Raw genomic sequence first — 18,042 nt, 5'->3', positions numbered from 1 at the left:
ATTATTTTACTATAAGAACAGGGCATCTTGCTTTTTGAGATACACCGTTTGCAACACTACCTAAAAGAGCTTTATCAAAACCAGTTCTACCATGAGAGCCAATTACAATTAGATCATACTTTCTAGATTTTGCAAAGTTTACAATATCATTAACAACTGATTTTGATGTTAAAATATTAGATTTTATAGAAACATTGTTTTTATCTGCAATTACTTTTAATTTTTCAAGGTGTTTTTGTGAGACTGATTTTTGTTTTTTAATTAGTTCAGAATCAGCTCTTGCATCATAGAATTTATGATGCCAAGCATCCCCTTCAAGACAAGTCAAAAGAGTAAGTTTTGAGTCATATTTTTTTGCAATATCTACTGCGACTTTAAAAGCCCTAGTAGATTGTGTTGACAAATCAAATGGAATTAAAATATTTGTAAACAGTGTCTAAACCTCTCTCTTACGAATACTATCTCTTTGACGTTTATCATCATGTTTTGGCATTTCTCTTTCCAATTTTTTGATTAATTGATCACATATTTTGAGTATATCCCAATCAGATTCGGTATAGACTAATTGGTTTTTTGATGTTTTCACTATTGCGGTAACATCATAATGAGTTCTAGAACCTTCAGGGTTTTGAGATTTTACTGTTATTTTAGCCTCAATAATATCAGGCAACACCTGTTGAACTTTCTCCAGGGCTCCACCAAATTTAGACATCAAAAGCTCATTTGCAGGTTCATCTTTTGCCAATCCAACTATATACAAAGGAATTTTTTGAGCCATAAATTAACTTCATAAACTTGAATTAAAAAGCATTATAATAATTATTAGTCGTGATTTTCATTGATGATATTGGCAATGACATATTTAATGAATAATAAAAAAGGAACCTTGTGGATGTCAAAAATTCAAAATTAACAAAATTATTAACAAAACCAATTACTGTAGGGCCAAATTCAACTTTGGTAAAAGTCAGAGACACGTTACTAAAAAACAAAGTCAAAAGAGTAGTTGTAATTGATAAAAAAAATCCAATAGCAGTAATTACCGAAAAAGATATCGCAAAGAAAATTTACGAGTTAGGCAACAATCCAATAAAATCAGTCCAAGCAAAAAGTTTCAAACCAAAAAAATTATTCACACTTACTAGAGAAAATTCAGTTAAAGAATGTGCAACAATGATGAAAAAACATAGAATCAGTGTTGTGATTATTCTAAATGAAGATAAAACACTAGGGGGAATAATAACGAAGACAGATCTGGTCAAGATATTCTTAACGAAAGGTTCTGAATCGCTTAAAGTGTCTCAAATAATGAAAAAAAACTTAGTCACTGCAGCTCCAAGTGACCCCATACTACATGTTGAAAGTTTGTTGCTAAGATATGGAATATCCAGAATAATAATCAAGAGAAATCAAAAACCAGTAGGGATTATTACGTTTAGAGATTTTGTTCCTGCAAAAATTCCTCAATGGATTGCAGAATCAGCGGACCCAAAAGAAGTACAAGAATACAAATTCAAAAAAGGACTTACAGAAGGACATGTAAATCAAATGAGTTATCTATTTCCATTTCACGCTACAGACATCATGACAACAAACCCCATCACAATTAATCACGACAAAGAAATCAAAGACGCAATAACACTCATGATTAAACACAATGTTAGCGGATTACCAGTTGTAAAAAATTCAAAATTAGTAGGAATTATTACAAAATCAGATATTGTAAGTGTTCTAGCAAGTTAATCTATTTTACAATTAACAAAGAACAAGGAGAGTGTTGAGCAAGTTTGTTTGAAACGCTACCAAGAAGAAATCTTGTGAGGGCACCAAGACCTTTGTTGCCAACTACAATTAAATCACATTTTTCGTTTTTTACAATTTTTTCAATTTCAGAAACAATATTTCCTTCTTTTAGAAGAGGTTTTGCAGTTATTCCTTTTTTTGAAAGTGTTTTAGTTGCACGTTCAAGAGTTTTTTTTCCAAATTTTCTAACAATGGTCAAGTATTCTTTACGATCCAAAAGATTGATAGGAATTGATTTTTCAACAACATAAACCAAAATTATCTTAGAATCAAATGCATCAACTAATTCACATGCACGTTGTAGTGCCTTCTCAGAATATTTTGAACCATCTAATGGTACAAGAATTGTTTTAAAGTTAGAAATGCTTTTTGTCATTTCACAACAAGTACTGGTTTTTTTGACTTGTGCAATACGTAGTTTGAAACGCTTCCTAAGAAAAGCTCTTTTGCAGAACTTCTTCCACGAGCACCAATTACAACCAAATCAATTCCGTTTTTCTTGTTATTTGCAAATCGTGCAACATCATATCCTGGATCTCCAGATAGGGCTTTTGGAATTAATTTAATTCCCTTTTTTGCAGCTCTTAATTTTGCACTGTCAAGAATTTTTTTCATTTCTTTTGAAGAATTAAAATCTAAGAATCCTAATGGATGAATAGCGTAAATTCCAGGTACAGACTTTATAGTCAAGGCAACAATTACTCCTTGAGATTGTCTAGCTATGTGGATAGCCATGTCCAAGCCACGCAGAGAGTTCTTTGAACCATCCAGCGGTACCAAAATCTTTTTTGTCTTAATTACCATATTTGAAATTAAATAAATGATCATTAAAAGGGTTTAATGATTATCTGACATGATTTTCAGGCATGATAATTTAGAATTTATAAGATATAGTTAGAACACATCAATAGATTATGGACAATACATTTGTCAACCAAGTAATGAACAAAAATGTTCTCACAGCAGAAAAATCAACATCATTACAAGACGCAGCACAAGAGATGAATAAATTGAATGTAGGTTGTGTAATCGTTACAGATAATTCAAAACCAATTGGAATCATTACGGAGAGGGATTTTGTCACAAAAGTTGCTGCAGAAGGAAGACCACTATTTACAGAAATTGGAGAAGTGATGTCATCACCACTAATCACAATTAGTCCTGATGAAACAATTTGGGAAGCCTCAGAAATGATGAAAGAAAATTTAATTCACAAACTCCCAGTAAAAGAAGATGAGCAAATTGTAGGAGTGATTACGACTACAGATATTGTCAGAATTTCCAGTGTAGGTTCCGATTCTCAAATGCGTAAGATTTGTGATCAAATTCTAATGAGAATGAAAGATGATTGACTGAAAAAAGATATTGACTTAAATTATTGAAATTAAAGATGAGTTATCATGATGGCAGCAGATGCAGGTGCAACTGTACTTGAAACAAATGACGACAATCCAAAGATGCCAGACAAAAAGAAAACAAAATTTGACGTAATCATCATAGGTGCTGGACCATCAGGGTACACTGCAGGAATTTATTGTTCCAGAGCAGGTTATGATACATTAATTCTATCAGGAATATTGCCCGGAGGGCAATTAGTTAACACGACAGAGGTTGAAAATTACCCAGGATTTGAAAAAGGCATCATGGGGCCAGATTTGATGATTGAGATGAGAAAACAATCTCAAAGAATGGGGACTACGATAATAGATGATGAAGCTGTAGATGTTGATTTTAGAAGAAAACCACTCAAAGTTTTGACAGCGTCAGAAGAATATGAAGGTCGTGCAGTTATTATTGCAACAGGAGCAAATCCAAGAAAATTAGGATTAGAAGGTGAAGAAACATTTGGAGGCAAAGGAGTATCATATTGTGCCACATGTGACGGACCTTTCTTTAGAAATCAAGAATTAGTTGTGGTGGGGGGAGGAGACTCTGCCATTGAAGAAGCAACATTTCTTACAAAATTTGCAACCACAGTTCACCTAGTCCATAGACGAGATGAGTTACGGGCAAGCAAAGTAATGCAAGAAAGAGCATTCAACAATGAAAAAATAAAATTTCATTGGGATTCTGCAGTAATAGACATCAAAGGGGATCAAAAGATGCAACAAGCAGTTTTGAAAAATCTCAAAACAAATGAAGAGTCAACACTAGATGCTGGAGGCCTCTTTGTTGCAATTGGACACGAACCAAATACAAAATTGTTCAAAAATCAGATTGACTTGGATGATGAAGGGTACGTGATTCTAAAAAACAAAACCTACACAAATGTGGAGGGAGTTTTTGCAGCAGGAGACGTACATGATAGAAATTATAGGCAAGCAATCACTGCAGCAGGATTTGGCTGTATGGCAGCAATTGATGTAGACAAATATCTAACAGAAAGTGCAGATAAACAAGAATGAAAAATGCACAATGCAAAAAAATGTCTAAACAAATTTTTAGAAAAAGAGATCTTTACAATTCAACAATTTCAATATAGAGAAGAGCCACCATACAAGTGGTCACTGAAATATTTCAAGAAAATGGAAATTGGGGAGTGGGATTCATTTTGTGAGAAATGCTTGTTAGAATATTCTAAAAAATCACTTGACTCATGGAAGAAATCACAAGTCTAAACTCTTTATTGGAATAAGACTCACGAATTTACATGAGCAAAGACTCAGAGAATAACAAAATAACAGTGAAAGAACATAGTGATAAACTAGCAAAATTAGGCAAGGAATTAACTAAAATTCAGTTCAGTTACAAAGTAGAGAATAAAAAATCAAAAGAATATTGGCAAAAAAGAATTGAGAATTTTGAAAAATACAATGAAAAAGGCTTAGAATATTATAATCAAGTATTTTCTTTGATGAAAATCATTAACAAAGAAGAATCTGAAAGATTCCTTTTACAAATAAGCAAATTTCGACAGTTAGCATCATCATTAATAGAAATAATGAAACAGATTGAAGACAATCCATCCATTATTGATTCCAAAGATAAACAACAAAGTCAGTGGAGTAGAAAAATAAAAAATGACATCACAGAACAAAGCAACAAATGCCTACACCATGAAAGAGACATGAATTCATTTTTTAGAAATTTTTACGAAAAACACTTGAAATCTATTTTAGAGTAAATCAGTAGGCCAATTCTGACATGTATTTTGCATCTTTAAGATAATTTTCAAATTCTTCTTCAGAAAGTACATGTTGTTTAGCATATACACTCTTGAATTTTCTTCCATCATCAGCAAAAATTCCAACTACACATGCATCCCCTTCAATAGGATATTTTTTCATACATGCATACACTGCTGCTGAAGAAGGGCTAATCAACAGTTGATCTTTTTCAAAAACTTCTTTCACCACAGAGAATGCTTCATCATTATCAACAGAAACCCAATCATCAACAACGTTTTCTCGTTTCAAAAACAAGTCAGGCTTTGCAGATTCCTCAAAATTTCTCCACCCTTGAATCAGATGGTTTTGTTGAGGTTGGCATCCAATAATTTTCACATTTGGATTTTTTTCTTTAAGAAATGCACCAATTCCAGTAATTGTTCCACCAGTACCAACACCAGTAAAGAAATGAGTTATCTTACCATCAGTTTGCTTCCAGATTTCAGGCCCTGTTCCAATATAGTGTCCTTTGAAATTTGCTTCATTTGCGTATTGGTTTGGAGAATAATATGTATCAGGTCTTGATGATGCAATAGAGGTTGCAAGTGCAATGCTTTGATCAGTTCCTGCGCCAACTTTAGGGCACAAATCATCACTTGTTTCAAATACCTTAGCACCTAAATTTCGAATAATATCTTTAGTTTCATTGCTTGCTTTTTCAGGAATTACTATCTCAACTTTGTATCCTAACAGATTTGCAATACCAGTTAATGCAATTCCAGTATTTCCAGAAGTAGGTTCGATGATAATGCTCTTGCCTTTTGTTAAGATGCCTCTTTCCTCACCGTCTTTTATCATCCAATAAGCAGCTCTATCTTTAACTGAACCAAATGGATTGTGACCTTCTAATTTTGCAGAATATTCTACGTTATCATGAGACAAAGTCAACGGTACCAAAGGAGTATTACCAACACGATTCAAAACATCTGTATCAGTTACAGTCGTCATGATTTTGGTTATTTCACCTTTTTAATTTGAAATGTAATTACATCGCCATTTTTTGACATATCTAATAACTCATGACCATTTCTTGTCACCCATCTAGAGATATCATCTTCAGCAGCAGGATCATCTGCAGAAACAGTTAATGTTTCACCTACTTGCATTCTTTCAATTTCAATTTTTGTTCTAAATACAGGTTCTGGGCAGAATAATCCTGTTGCATCTAATTTTTTTTCTGTTGATTCTGACATATTATAATTAAAAAATGGCGTTTTGTCATATTAAAAGCTATTTGAGTTTTTCAGATTCAATTTGGATTACAATGCCATTTTGAACATGGTTGCAAGATTTCGGTCTTTCATGAAACTTGGATCCTGATTTTGGAAATTGATTTTTTGTGAAATTCTCTTCATCAAATAAATTGCAATTTTGTAAAAAAGAGACCACATGTGACTATTTTGATTGGAATCATAAATTCTCAATAACAATGTCAAAAGCCATTTTGCGTTAGGATAGTGTTCAGAGATATAATCAATCAAATATTCTTTCGAATTATTAATTTTGTATCGCAGGTGATCAAGAGTTTCAGTCTGATGTGCATAGCCGGTTTGCGAAATTTTGATTTTCCCATGTTTCATTGAAAATAAAATATCATCAAGGTTGTTTTCTGAATCAATTACATTTACACATCTGCCCAGAGTCGACAAAACATGAGAGTCACTTCCAGCAACTTGTATCATGTTATTGTCTAGAGCAAACTCAGTTGCACGAGCATTAGACAAAATATCAACGTTATTGCTATTAAAAACTTCAACCATATCACATTTTTTAGCACCGTCACGCAATGCATCAAGTAAACTAAATGGGTGAGGGGCAGATGAAACACCACTTTGTTTTCTAACCTCATCTATAACTTCTTCAAGAGACAACCCAGGAGATATTGCATCATGTATTCCATAAGCTAAGACATGTGCTCCAGTATCAGTAGTAATTTCTTCAGCGGGAAAAACATCTATATTTTTAAATTTTGAGTGATCATTTTTGTATTCCAGTAATTGATGATAACCATCCAATGTGTTGTGATTTGTAACAAAAATTGCATCTAATCCTAAATTGTATGATCGCTCAAGTTGATCCCTAATTGAAATATCACAATCATAGGGAGGTTCATCATCACCTACGTGAAAATTTGAAAAAGAATTATGACAATGTAATTCAACGTTTATTGGCATATCAAATGAAATTTTTCATCTTTAGGTAATAATCTTATTGAAATCAATTATAGTTTATCGAAAAAGATCTTCATGTTCAGGACGAATTAATTCAGTTATCCCGCAATTAGATTTTTGGAAGGAGTAACCACGAACTATCGCCACAGGATTTTGCAATGTTTTACCCATGACTAGTTCAGATGCAGATGAAAGTTCATCTGCAATTGCAATTGCAGTAACACGTAAAGTTTTTCCAAAAGTATCTTTAGTTCCTTCATAATCAATTATAGGAGACATTCCAGAAATCCCTATAGCGCAATTAGTTTGCCCCATTCTAAACGGACGGCCAAATGTGTCGGAGATTATTACTGCAACATCTTTTTTTGTTTGCTCAAAAATTCTTTTACGTATAATACTTGCAGATTTATCAGAATTTACCGGCAACAATGTTGCAAAGCCTTCTTTAACATTACTTTCGTCAATGCCTGCATTAGCACAAATTACACCATCATTTGTTTCAACAATTAAAATTCCATTTTTCATTCTAATGATTCGTTTTGATTCAGACAAAATTAATTCAGTTATTCGGGGATCCTTTTGATATTGAGAACTAATCCCTTCAGAAAGCAAGGAGGGTTTTACAGTAGATAAATCAACTAAACGTCCTTCTTGTTTTGAAATTATTTTTTGGGCAATTATTAGAATATCACCATCTTGAATTTCATTTGAAGAGAGAATTAATTGTGAAAGATCATCAGAAGTATCAATTTCTTTTTCAATAGTTATGGGAATAATTTCCAAGTACAATGTCTGAGTTTATGGACTAAAAAATTGTTTATGCAGGTGTTGGAACTTCTAATTCTAACTTGTAATGTTTGTTGATAATATCCAATATTTTTGAAAGATCTTTTTCTTCTAGAGTTGTAGTTGCTAAATCTTTAACTATGTCCTGTGCTCTATATGCAATTCCCAGCCCACAGATATCAAATAATTTGACATCATTTGCGCCATCAACCACACAGACAATATCTTCCTTCTTTTCACCCCATTCTTCAATTTTTATTTTTGCAGATTTTGATTTATCAGAATCAACATTAATTTTTACACCGTCAAGTTTACCATCTTTGAAAATCAGTTCATTAGAATAAACATAATCCAAGTTCAATTCTTTTTGTAATCTTTCCATCATCAAGGTAAATCCTCCAGATACAGCCATCAGTTTCCAACCTGCCGCCTTCAATGCTCTACATGCTTCTTTTGCACCAGTCATGATAGGCAAAGCATCTGAAACTTCTTGACATGTTTTTTGATCTAACCCTTTTAGTGCAGCAACACGAGTTCGAAGTCCTTCTTCCCAGTTAATTTTACCTTGAATTCCTTGTTTGGTAATTGCCCAAATCTCATCTTGCTTATTGATCTTTTCTGCAAGAATTGGCAGATATTCTTCATCATACAAAACTCCCTCCACATCAAAAATTACTAACAATTGATTTCTGTTTTGCAAAAATTTGCTAATTATATTAAAGTTTAAACTTTTTTGAGATCCAAAAAGCGCTAGTAATAAATCACCGGAGTAATGTGGATAGTTATGGATGAATTAGAACACAAATTTGAAGTAGAAATTCAAGAAAGAGAAGGACGACAAAAACTACCAGATAACGTCAAAGCTGAGTTAAAAACATCAGGTATGATGGACGATAAAGGAAAATTGAAGTTAAAAGGCGTCAGTCCAAAAATGCTCAAAAGAATGAAACAAGAATTTGTTGCTTGTCCAGTTCTAAAGGACGACATTCATTTTATTCAATGCTTTGTATGTCCAAACTTCCAAAGTAGAGTTACAGGCAAAGTACTATGCAAAGGGGACCCCCTTTAACACTAAAGAAAAGTTAGTCCAATATTCACGAAAGGCTCATTAGTTAATTTATTCTTGGAATTTTAGTTTGAGTAAAGAAGACGTAGGGATTACAGTTTCAAAAAAAGATGACTTTAGCGAATGGTATACCCAAGTCGTGTTAAAAGCTAAATTGGCAGATTACGCACCAGTTAAAGGATTAATCGTACTCAGACCAGACGGTTATTCAATTTGGGAATCATTAAAAAACACATTTGATAAGAAATTTGCAAAAAACGGAATAAGAAATGGGTTTCTTCCAGTGTTAATCCCAGAATCGTTGTTAGGAAAAGAGCAAAAGCATTTTGCAGGTTTTAACCCAGAGGTTTTTTGGGTAACACATTCAGGAACAAACGAGATTGGAGATAGATTAGCATTAAGACCAACATCTGAAACATTGGCATACACATTATACTCTAAATGGATTCAGAGTTGGAGAGATCTACCATTAAAAATTAATTTTTGGAATACGGCTTTACGTGCAGAGATCAAAGCAACAAAACCATTTCTGAGAACATCAGAATTTCTGTGGCAAGAAGGGCATACCGTACATGCAACACAAGAAGAAGCGGAGGAAGAGGTAATGAAAATTTTAGATATTTACAAAAATACTGTTGAGGAAGAATTAGCAATTCCAGTTACAACTGGAAAGAAAAGTGAAAAAGAAAAATTTGTAGGAGCAGTATATACAACAACAATGGAGTCCATAATGCCTGATGGCAAAGCTCTCCAAATGGGCACATCACATTTCCTAGGACAAAATTTTTCAAAACCATTTGAAGTGAAATTTGCAGATAAAGACAATGTAGAGCATTTTGCATGGCAAACTTCATGGGGAGTTTCATGGAGATTAATCGGTGCAATGATTATGGCTCATGGAGATGATCAAGGTCTTGTTTTACCGCCCAAAGTTGCCCCAACACAAGTAGTAATTGTTCCAATTTACAAAAATGATGAAGGCAGAGACAAAGTATTGCCAAAAGTAAAAGAAATTCAAGAAAAATTAGAGTCAAAAGATGTCAGAGTTCAAGTAGATGACAGGCAAGGATTATCTCCAGGATACAAATTCAACGATTGGGAGATGAAAGGGGTGCCTTTACGTATAGAAATTGGACCAAAAGATATTGAAAAGCAGAGCATTGTAATTGCAAAAAGATACAATCGTGAAAAATCAAATTTAGACTTTAGTGAAATAGAAAATGTTGATTTGATTTTAGATGAAATACAAAAAAACATGCTAGAAAATGCTCGAATTCAATCAAATGAAAATACTAAAGATATTTCAGATTATACAGAGTTTAAATCAAAAATTGAGGAGGGAGGATTCTTCAACGCTCCATGGTGTGGAAAATTAGAGTGTGAAGAAAAGATCAAAGAAGAAACAGGTGCAGACATACGAGTTATTCCATTTGGTAGTGAAAATACAGGCCTAAAATGCATGTATTGTGGAGGACAAAGTGAGTCAGTTCCAATTTTTGCTAGAGGGTATTAAGAATTATTTTTAATAGAACACAAATCCATTATTTTGTATGCAGTCTTGTCAATATCCACATTAGATTCTGTAGATACAAACAAGACTACATCATCTAATGGAAACGTAAATGTAACAATGTTCTTTCTGCGTGCAGCAGCATAAGATACAGGTCCAAGATTATTATCAAAATCCTGTCTAGTTCTAATTCTTAATACAGCCTCTATGAACATTTTTTTACGTTCTTCTTCATTTTTTAATGGTTTTACATTATCTCGAAATGAACCTACAATCAAATTTCCCATCATATCTAAAAATCCTGCAAAACGAATTTCTGGTTCTTTGAGTAAAAGTTCACATTTTGAAGCTAAAGAATCATCAGACATACATTTTGATAAGAAAATAAAGATAAAAAGAATTTTCAAATTTTCAACAATGAAAACATGGTCAAATATAATAATAGAAAAAACTGATTAGCAATATGACCAGTAACCCACAATTGGAAGAAAAGAGACCATTGTTAGAACAATTTAGAGAAACAAGAAAAAGAACTCTAGAGTTAGTGAAAACCTTAGAAAAAGACGATTTTGTGGTACAAACTGCGTTTTTCATGAGTCCACCCAAATGGCACGTAGGACATGTTAGTTGGATTTATGAAGCAATTATGAGTAAATTAGATAAGAATTATGAATTTTATTCAAAAGAATTTTCAGAATATTTGAATTCATACTACCAACAGTTTGGAGTTCCACATGACAAAGGATTACGAGGAGTCATATCCAGACCAACAGTTGATCAAATTTTCCAATACTTTAACATGATCAATCAAAGAGTAGAAAAATTTATCGAAACCCAATCTTTGAGTGATGATGCAATCAGATTAATTACAATGGGATTTCACCACGAATGTCAACATCAAGAATTATTGGTGTATGATTTACAACATCTTCTTGCAGAACAATATAGGCCAGTACAAAAAAACAAAATTGAAAAACAAAACGAGGTTGCAAAGAAAACTGTTCATGTAAAAGGCGGACTATATACAATGGGATTTAACGGAAAAGAATTCTGTTACGACATTGAACTTCCAGAACATAAAATTTACCTTAATGATTACAAAATTGATGTTTTTCCAATTACCAATCAACAATATTTACAATTCATCGAAGATGGTGGATATGAGACATACAAATACTGGTTATCAGACGGATGGGAAAAAGTAAAAGAAAACAAATGGAAGGCACCAATGTATTGGGAAAAAATTGATGGTAAATGGAATGTTAGGGATTTTTTAGGCATTAGAGAAATTAATCCAAATGAACCAGTTTGTCATGTTAGTTTCTATGAAGCAGATGCATATTGTAAATGGGCAGGAAAAAGACTACCAACTGAAGATGAATGGGAAAAAGCAGCATGTTGGAACGAAGACAAACAAGAAAAAACAATTTTTCCATGGGGAAATGAACAACCATCAAAGGATAGATGCAATCTTCTTGAATCATATCATTGGGGATGTACTGAAATTGGAACATACCCAAATGGAGCAAGTCCTTCAGGATGTCAACAAATGATTGGAGATGTGTGGGAATGGACATCATCAGAATTTACAGGGTATCCAGGATTCAAAACAGGGTTTGATGAATACAATGACAAATGGTTTACGAATCAAAAAGTTTTGAGAGGAGGCTCTTTTGGAACTCCAAAAATGTCAATTCGTGGAAGTTACAGAAACTTTTTCAGATTAGACGAGAGATGGTTATTTTCAGGTTTTAGATGTGCTGAAGATGTCTAGTTTTTAGATACCAAGGTCAATGAGAAGTATTTTTTGTCATCAAGCCAAGTATGTTTCAATTCAAATCCCACATCATCAAGCAGATCATGTATTTGAGATAAACGATACTTGTGAGAATATTCTGTATGAATGAGTTCGTCTTTTTGTAATTTTAATTCTAGGTCAGATTTTGAAATAATAACTGATTGTTCAGTTAAAGATTTCAAATACATTTCAATTCGCTGATCCTTTTCATTGTAGACAGCATAATGGGAGAAATTTTCGAGGTTAAAGTCTGCATCAAGTTCATCATTGATTCTAGACAATACATTGAGATTAAATTTTGCAGTAATACCTTTGGAATCATTATATGCAGATTCAAGAATAGATGTATCCTTTACAAGATCAAGACCAATCAAAAACAAATCACCAGGTTTCATAGTGGAGAAAATTTTCTCCAAAAACTTGTATCCATCAACAGGAGAAAAATTGCCAAAGCTTGAACCTAGAAAAATTATAAGATTTTTTTTATCATCGTATGTTTTTAAAAATTCTAATCCACCTTCATATGTATCAATTATTCCAGTAATGCTAAGATTTTTGTAATCATTTAGAAGTTCTTCAGAACTTTCTGCAAGAATTTCAGATATATCTATTGGAAAATATTCAGTGGTTTTTTGAGAAGCAGTCAAAAAATCCAAAAGCAACCGGGTCTTTGTTGATGAACCACTTCCTAATTCAACTAGTCTAAAATCACCATCTAAAAATAATGACAGTTCTGTTTTTAATTTTTGTAAAATAGAAATTTCAGTTCTAGTGGGGTAATACTCCAAAACAGAGCAAATTTTTTCAAACAAGTCAGAGCCTTTTTTGTCATAAAAGAATTTTGGAGGAATGGATTTCAGGTTCCTGCCCAAGCTTGAAGATATTTCTTCAGCAAATGTTTTTTCAATTCTGGTTGCATGAGGTTTGAAATATTGTAATCTAGAATCAACAATAAATTTTTTGTATTCTTTGTTTTTCTGTACCGGATTACTCAAGTATTAAAATCTCATTTAATGGACTTAAAAGCTTTAAGCCAATTTTTTACGCATAACTATATCTCTTGATATACTTCTAAATTCAACAGTATTTGTTGAGTGAGATTCTCAGAATAGAACATTTGAAAAAATATTTCATCAAGAAAGGAATGTTTGGAAAACAATCAGACACAGTAAGAGCAACAGATGATATTTCTTTTTCTGTAGAAAGAGGAGAAGTCTTTGTTTTAGCAGGAGAGTCAGGTTCAGGAAAATCAACTATTGCAAAACTGATTTTAAGATCAATAGAACCAGATTCTGGAAAAATATTTTTTGAAAATAAAGAGATAGACAACCAACCTGAAAATTTGCAAAAAATCAGAATGGGCTGTCAAATGATACATCAAGACCCGTATGATTCCATCAACCCAAGAATGAAAATTGGGGACATTGTTTCAGAGCCCCTAGAAATACACAATGTCGGGAATAAAGATGAAAGAAAGAAAAGAGTAATCGAAGTCTTGCAAGAGGTAAAACTAGAACCCGCAGAAGATATCATCAGAAAATACCCCCATATGCTATCAGGAGGTCAGAGGCAAAGAGTTGTTCTGGCCAGAGCATTATCATTAAAACCAAAAATCATTTTAGCAGATGAGCCAGTTTCCATGTTAGATGTCTCAATCAGAGCAGAAATGCTTGAACTAATGCACGAGTTACAAAAAAAGTACAGTATTTCATTTATCTATATCACACATGACTTGGCAACAGCTAGGTATTTTGGTCAAAGGATAGGAATTTTGTATTTAGGAAAGATTGTAGAGATGGGACCAATTGACGAGGTTTTACTTAGTCCAAAGCACCCATACACACAGGCACTAATTGATGCAATATCTGAGCCAAACCCTGACAACCTACACAGAGAAAAGAAAATCAGGATAAATGAGCCATCAAACATAGACATTCTTCAGGGATGTAGATTTAGAAATCGATGTCCATACATCATAGAAAAATGCAAAGTAGAGCCGGACCTAGAACTAATTGATAATGGACATTATTCAGCTTGTCATGTCAAAATAGATTAAGAATTTCTAACTGAAGGCATACGCTTATCTTTGTAAGTAACAACGTGTGATACACCATTTTTTGGAAACACACCATAGATCAATTTTGCTTTTTGTACAACTGAATCTTTTAGAGAAACCATGATGAATTGGCTTTCTTTTGATCGTTCCTCCAAAATATTAGACAATCTTTCAGAGTTTGGCGCATCAAGATGAGCATCAACCTCATCAAACAAATAGAATGGAGATGGTTTTAATTTTTGTAGAGCAAGCACAAACACAATTGCAGCCAATGTTTTCTCACCACCACTAATGGATGTAGATTCTCTTTTTGGTTTATTTAGAAATTGAATCAAGTAAGAAATTCCAGAGTTGAAGATATCGTCTTCATTTTGCAGTTCTAACCAAGCATTACCACCAGTCATCTTATTGAAAATTAATTTGATTTCTTTATCGACTTTATCAAAGGCATCCAAGAACGTTTGTCGTTTATCTTTTTCAATATCTTCAATAAACTTGACAATAGAGTTCCTTTCTTCTTCAAGGGAATTCTTTCTAGTAGACATTGAACGATAACCATAAGATACTTCAAGATAGGTTTCAGGTGCTTTTGCATTTAACGCGTTTAGTGATGCCAATTCTGCAGATAAACCTTGAACAATTGATTCCACATCAAAGGTTTCCATGTCTTTATCAAAGCCAAATGCAGAAAGAATTTGTTGTAATTTAACCTCGTTTTCAACCAAATCATGCAAATCCCTATTCAAAGAATCAGATTGTCTTTCCAAGGTGTTAATCTGTTTAGTCAACTCCCTATCTTTTTCAGATAGCACTTTTAGTTTATCATCAAACTCTTTGAGTTGACCAATGGATGAACCGGATGTCTCAATGAGCTCTTGTTCTTTTTGTCTTAATTTAACAAGAATTTCATTTTTAGATTCTTTTTGTTTTTCTAATTCATGTATTTTTGTTTGCAATTCTTCTTTTTCAGAGTTCAAAGAGCGTTCTTCATCATTAAGTCGATTAGATTGAGATTTTTCACGATTATCTTGAGTTTCTAAAGTTGTTAGTTGTGAAGATTTGTCACGGTATTCATTTGTAATAGTAGTGTATAATTTTTCAATTTCTGCTTTCTTTATATTAATTCTAGATAGTTCATTTGCAATACGTGTTTGTTCTCCACTTGCATAGTTTTCTTCAACAATAGAAATACGCTCTTGTAAAGATTCAATGTGAGATTCATTTGTAAGAATTTCAGATTCAATGATACTGTCACGGGAAGTCAAATCAGAGATTCTTTTTGCAAGTTGCTCTTTCATGGACAATGCAGACTCAATTCTAGGTTTTAGGTGGGAATAGTTTTCATTTACAGATGTCAATGCTTGTTCAGAAATTGACAGTCTGTCTGAATTTGACTGAATGGACTCATCTAACTTTTTGATAGAGTTCTTTTTCATTAGCAAGTATTTCTTTACAGCATTAATTGACTGGAACAGACCATCAACATCACTACTCATTGAAATCAATTTTGTGAGTTTTGAGATTTTTGAATCAATATCAATAACCACAGTTCCACCTTTTGCTTCAAAATACTCACCATTCATAGTGACGGCCTTATAGCCGGACTGAGACACGTTATATGCAGACTCTCTAGTTTTTGTGAGAACAATATTGCCAAATAGGAATGTTTTGAGTTCAGAATAGGCAGGTTTGCAGTGAACAAAATCTGCAAGAACCCCTATCACATCAGGCTCATTTGGTAATTTTAGTTTGAATTTAGGAATGGCATCCAAAGGGATTATTTTCAATTTGGGTAATTTTTTGGATCTAGCAAATTCTGCAATTCCAAGAAGTGTTGCAAAGTCTTTTACAACTATAGCTTTAATCCAATCAGAGCTCACAGCTAAAACTGGTCGTTCATATTCTTTGTCCCAAGAAATCATTTCATAAACTAAGCCATCAATACCAAGTTTTTCTGCATCTTCTTTTAATTTTGCAACAGTGTAATCTTCATGCATGAAACCTTTGACAGTTTTAATTTTTGATTCATAATGTGTTGCAGCTTTGTTGGACTTTTCTAGAATTTCTCCCCATTCATCCATATCAGAAATAATTTTAGATTTTTTCAGTTGTAAGTTCTTGATTCTGGATTTTAATTCAACAATTGCTGCATTATGATTTGTAATCATTGATTCTAATTTAGATTTAGATGATGTTAATTCCTCAATACTGTGTTTAAGATCTTGTAACTTTGCAGTGTTTACATCTATCTTTATTTTTGAATCCTCTTTTTCATGTTGAAGTTTAGAAAGTTTTAGTTTAGCATCATTTAATTGAGTGGTTAATGTTCTAATTTTTTCATCAATCTCAGATTTTTTTGCTGCAGCCTGAGATTGTTCATCTAAAATTTTATTTCTTTGAGTGTCAACAATTTCCAAGTCAGAATTAATTTTGTTTTTCTTAGCAGTTGTTTCTTCAATTGATTCTTTAATTTTTAAAATTTGAGTATCGATGTCACTTCTTGCAGCATTAATATCTTCAAGTTCTTTTTGTATTTCAGGAATTCTAGAATCAATTTGTTCAATTCTTTTCTTTGATGCAGATATAGCACTATTGTCAATTTCATATTGCTCCATTGCAGTGGCAATTTCTGTGTCAAGGGAAGATTTTGCTTGAGTATAATCATTAGCCTCGGCCATCAACTTTGATTTTTCAGTTTCCAAAGTTCCAATTTCATTTCTCAAAACATTTCTTTCTTCATCAAAAGTAGTAATTTCAGAAGTAAGTGAGTGCAAAGTGGATTCTTTGGAATCCTTTTGACTTGAAATGACTTTTAGTTTATTGGCAGCAGCTATTGCCTTATACCTGTTCAATTCGCGCTCAAGAATATCATGGCGTAGTTTCTGATTACGTTCCTCTTCAAGTTCATCAATTCGTTTCTTAATTTCGCCCATTTTTGCAAGAGCAATTTCCAATCTCCTGTCTGCTTCATCAAGTTGTTTTACTGATTCGGCCTTTTTTTCATCAAAATATGACAGACCAATCAAATCTTCAATGGTCTTTCTTTTTTCTTCAGAGGTAAATTCAGAAATTCTAGTTACAGTTCCTTGCTGAACAGCATTAAGTTGTCCCAATCCAGCATTTGCCATATCAAGTAAATCGAGAATATGACTTCGGTTTGTTTTCTTTTTATTCAAATAGTATGTGTTTTCGCCATTGGCATCCATTTCTCTTGTGATTTCAACAGTGTCTGAATCAACTGGAATTTTTCTATCAGAATTATCAAAGTGAACACTAGATCGGGCCATTTTTGGTCCACGTCTATTTCCTTCAATATCATGAATTAGTGATCTTAATTTATCAACTCTCATCACTTTGGGTTTATTTTCACCCATTGCAAAAATGATGGCATCCAAAATGTTACTTTTACCAGAACCGTTAGGGCCTGAAATCGATACAAGTCCAGGTTCAAACTGAACAGTGGTATTCTTAAAACCAAATGACTTGAAACCAAAGATCTCAACTTTTTTTACATGAACCAATAGCAGTATTCTCTCAAATGGTGAGATAATCGATGTTTAACAAGTTTAGTTGACACTATTGCATAATTTTTCTTGTTTTAGTATGATATTTTTCGTAACGGTAAAGACAAATATTTTACAATAACCTTCTCGTGCCTACCTATAATTACCAAGTAATGTGTTTA

At 32.9% G+C, this 18,042-nt stretch carries 21 protein-coding genes; 9 read left to right on the top strand and 12 right to left on the bottom strand.

Translation table 11 applies throughout. The annotated features are described in order from the left end of the window. Position 1: 1 nt before the first annotated feature. Together NKOR_RS03460 and NKOR_RS03455 are read right to left on the bottom strand one after the other, a co-directional pair. Positions 2-421: a universal stress protein gene (locus NKOR_RS03460; RefSeq protein ID WP_255348578.1), complete on the bottom strand. Its 420-nt coding sequence runs from the start codon at positions 419-421 to the stop codon at positions 2-4. A gap of 15 nt (positions 422-436) precedes the next feature. Beyond that, positions 437-778 (bottom strand): HPF/RaiA family ribosome-associated protein, encoded by a 342-nt coding sequence (locus NKOR_RS03455; protein ID WP_014962977.1) that lies wholly within the window; start codon positions 776-778, stop codon positions 437-439. Between the two features lie 110 nt (positions 779-888). On the opposite strand from NKOR_RS03455, the gene NKOR_RS03450 reads away from it, so the two are divergent. Continuing rightward, positions 889-1,743, top strand: coding sequence for a CBS domain-containing protein (locus tag NKOR_RS03450; protein ID WP_014962976.1), 855 nt, complete (start codon positions 889-891; stop codon positions 1,741-1,743). 1 nt (position 1,744) lies between these two features. On the opposite strand, the gene NKOR_RS03445 is transcribed toward NKOR_RS03450, so the two are convergent. Further along, positions 1,745-2,179 carry a universal stress protein gene (locus tag NKOR_RS03445; RefSeq protein WP_014962975.1) on the bottom strand — a complete coding sequence of 145 codons (435 nt, stop codon included), beginning with the start codon at positions 2,177-2,179 and terminating at the stop codon, positions 1,745-1,747. Further along, positions 2,176-2,607 carry a universal stress protein gene (locus NKOR_RS03440; protein WP_014962974.1) on the bottom strand — a complete coding sequence of 144 codons (432 nt, stop codon included), beginning with the start codon at positions 2,605-2,607 and terminating at the stop codon, positions 2,176-2,178. The genes NKOR_RS03445 and NKOR_RS03440 overlap by 4 nt, the downstream gene beginning before the upstream one ends. A 110-nt stretch (positions 2,608-2,717) precedes the next feature. Here NKOR_RS03440 and NKOR_RS03435 point away from each other — a divergent pair, with 110 nt between their 5' ends. From NKOR_RS03435 to NKOR_RS03420, 4 genes are read left to right on the top strand one after another with little or no spacing between them, the layout of a single operon-like run. Beyond that, the gene (locus NKOR_RS03435) at positions 2,718-3,155 is read left to right on the top strand and encodes a CBS domain-containing protein (RefSeq protein ID WP_014962973.1); all 438 of its coding nucleotides are present in this window, start codon (positions 2,718-2,720) and stop codon (positions 3,153-3,155) included. 48 nt (positions 3,156-3,203) lie between these two features. Continuing rightward, a complete protein-coding gene (gene trxB / locus NKOR_RS03430) occupies positions 3,204-4,208 on the top strand; it encodes a thioredoxin-disulfide reductase (RefSeq protein ID WP_014962972.1) in 1,005 nt (334 codons plus the stop codon). Positions 4,209-4,211: 3 nt separating this feature from the next. After that, on the top strand, positions 4,212-4,421 hold the full coding sequence (locus tag NKOR_RS03425; RefSeq protein WP_014962971.1) for a hypothetical protein: 210 nt from the start codon (positions 4,212-4,214) through the stop codon (positions 4,419-4,421). Positions 4,422-4,453: 32 nt separating this feature from the next. After that, the gene (locus tag NKOR_RS03420) at positions 4,454-4,927 is read left to right on the top strand and encodes a hypothetical protein (RefSeq protein ID WP_014962970.1); all 474 of its coding nucleotides are present in this window, start codon (positions 4,454-4,456) and stop codon (positions 4,925-4,927) included. 1 nt (position 4,928) lies between these two features. Here NKOR_RS03420 and NKOR_RS03415 read toward each other — a convergent pair whose 3' ends face one another. The 5 genes from NKOR_RS03415 to serB form a co-directional block, all read right to left on the bottom strand. After that, positions 4,929-5,918, bottom strand: coding sequence for a cysteine synthase family protein (locus NKOR_RS03415; protein ID WP_014962969.1), 990 nt, complete (start codon positions 5,916-5,918; stop codon positions 4,929-4,931). An 8-nt stretch (positions 5,919-5,926) separates the two neighbouring features. Beyond that, positions 5,927-6,163, bottom strand: a complete 237-nt coding sequence (locus tag NKOR_RS03410) for a sulfurtransferase TusA family protein (protein ID WP_014962968.1) — start codon at positions 6,161-6,163, stop codon at positions 5,927-5,929. Positions 6,164-6,229: 66 nt separating this feature from the next. Continuing rightward, complete coding sequence (locus tag NKOR_RS03405; protein ID WP_014962967.1) at positions 6,230-7,144, bottom strand: PHP-associated domain-containing protein; 915 nt, start codon at positions 7,142-7,144, stop codon at positions 6,230-6,232. Between the two features lie 54 nt (positions 7,145-7,198). Continuing rightward, a complete protein-coding gene (cofE, locus tag NKOR_RS03400) occupies positions 7,199-7,924 on the bottom strand; it encodes a coenzyme F420-0:L-glutamate ligase (protein ID WP_014962966.1) in 726 nt (241 codons plus the stop codon). A 34-nt stretch (positions 7,925-7,958) separates the two neighbouring features. After that, positions 7,959-8,609: a phosphoserine phosphatase SerB gene (gene serB / locus NKOR_RS03395; RefSeq protein ID WP_026089957.1), complete on the bottom strand. Its 651-nt coding sequence runs from the start codon at positions 8,607-8,609 to the stop codon at positions 7,959-7,961. 102 nt (positions 8,610-8,711) lie between these two features. On the opposite strand from serB, the gene NKOR_RS03390 reads away from it, so the two are divergent. Next, entirely contained in the window at positions 8,712-8,996 is a 285-nt protein-coding gene (locus NKOR_RS03390) for a hypothetical protein (RefSeq protein ID WP_014962964.1), read from the top strand. A gap of 67 nt (positions 8,997-9,063) precedes the next feature. Next, the gene (gene proS / locus NKOR_RS03385) at positions 9,064-10,506 is read left to right on the top strand and encodes a proline--tRNA ligase (protein ID WP_014962963.1); all 1,443 of its coding nucleotides are present in this window, start codon (positions 9,064-9,066) and stop codon (positions 10,504-10,506) included. Here the strand turns inward: proS and NKOR_RS03380 are convergent. Next, complete coding sequence (locus tag NKOR_RS03380) at positions 10,503-10,871, bottom strand: DUF6659 family protein (protein WP_014962962.1); 369 nt, start codon at positions 10,869-10,871, stop codon at positions 10,503-10,505. The two genes, proS and NKOR_RS03380, sit on opposite strands and share 4 nt — an antisense overlap. Positions 10,872-10,966: 95 nt before the next feature. Between NKOR_RS03380 and egtB the strand changes: the two genes are divergently transcribed. Next, positions 10,967-12,277, top strand: coding sequence for an ergothioneine biosynthesis protein EgtB (egtB, locus tag NKOR_RS03375; protein ID WP_014962961.1), 1,311 nt, complete (start codon positions 10,967-10,969; stop codon positions 12,275-12,277). Here egtB and egtD read toward each other — a convergent pair. Continuing rightward, positions 12,274-13,296, bottom strand: coding sequence for an L-histidine N(alpha)-methyltransferase (gene egtD, locus NKOR_RS03370; RefSeq protein ID WP_014962960.1), 1,023 nt, complete (start codon positions 13,294-13,296; stop codon positions 12,274-12,276). The two genes, egtB and egtD, sit on opposite strands and share 4 nt — an antisense overlap. 95 nt (positions 13,297-13,391) lie before the next feature. On the opposite strand from egtD, the gene NKOR_RS03365 reads away from it, so the two are divergent. Next, positions 13,392-14,357, top strand: a complete 966-nt coding sequence (locus tag NKOR_RS03365; protein WP_014962959.1) for an ABC transporter ATP-binding protein — start codon at positions 13,392-13,394, stop codon at positions 14,355-14,357. Here NKOR_RS03365 and NKOR_RS03360 read toward each other — a convergent pair. After that, positions 14,354-17,878, bottom strand: a complete 3,525-nt coding sequence (locus NKOR_RS03360; RefSeq protein ID WP_014962958.1) for a chromosome segregation SMC family protein — start codon at positions 17,876-17,878, stop codon at positions 14,354-14,356. The two genes, NKOR_RS03365 and NKOR_RS03360, sit on opposite strands and share 4 nt — an antisense overlap. Between the last annotated feature and the right edge of the window lie 164 nt (positions 17,879-18,042).

It is taken from the genome of Candidatus Nitrosopumilus koreensis AR1, assembly GCF_000299365.1.
GTDB classification, from domain to species: domain Archaea; phylum Thermoproteota; class Nitrososphaeria; order Nitrososphaerales; family Nitrosopumilaceae; genus Nitrosopumilus; species Nitrosopumilus koreensis.
This window is presented reverse-complemented; position numbering and strand designations above follow the sequence as displayed.

Coding starts and splice junctions, on each gene's coding strand:
- NKOR_RS03455 (WP_014962977.1), bottom strand. CDS start 778: ATGGCTCAAAAAATTCCTTTGTATATAGTTGGATTGGCAAAAGATGAA.
- NKOR_RS03445 (WP_014962975.1), bottom strand. CDS start 2,179: ATGACAAAAAGCATTTCTAACTTTAAAACAATTCTTGTACCATTAGAT.
- NKOR_RS03440 (WP_014962974.1), bottom strand. CDS start 2,607: ATGGTAATTAAGACAAAAAAGATTTTGGTACCGCTGGATGGTTCAAAG.
- NKOR_RS03435 (WP_014962973.1), top strand. CDS start 2,718: ATGGACAATACATTTGTCAACCAAGTAATGAACAAAAATGTTCTCACA.
- trxB (WP_014962972.1), top strand. CDS start 3,204: ATGATGGCAGCAGATGCAGGTGCAACTGTACTTGAAACAAATGACGAC.
- NKOR_RS03425 (WP_014962971.1), top strand. CDS start 4,212: ATGCACAATGCAAAAAAATGTCTAAACAAATTTTTAGAAAAAGAGATC.
- NKOR_RS03420 (WP_014962970.1), top strand. CDS start 4,454: ATGAGCAAAGACTCAGAGAATAACAAAATAACAGTGAAAGAACATAGT.
- NKOR_RS03415 (WP_014962969.1), bottom strand. CDS start 5,918: ATGACGACTGTAACTGATACAGATGTTTTGAATCGTGTTGGTAATACT.
- NKOR_RS03410 (WP_014962968.1), bottom strand. CDS start 6,163: ATGTCAGAATCAACAGAAAAAAAATTAGATGCAACAGGATTATTCTGC.
- NKOR_RS03405 (WP_014962967.1), bottom strand. CDS start 7,144: ATGCCAATAAACGTTGAATTACATTGTCATAATTCTTTTTCAAATTTT.
- NKOR_RS03390 (WP_014962964.1), top strand. CDS start 8,712: ATGGATGAATTAGAACACAAATTTGAAGTAGAAATTCAAGAAAGAGAA.
- NKOR_RS03380 (WP_014962962.1), bottom strand. CDS start 10,871: ATGTCTGATGATTCTTTAGCTTCAAAATGTGAACTTTTACTCAAAGAA.
- egtB (WP_014962961.1), top strand. CDS start 10,967: ATGACCAGTAACCCACAATTGGAAGAAAAGAGACCATTGTTAGAACAA.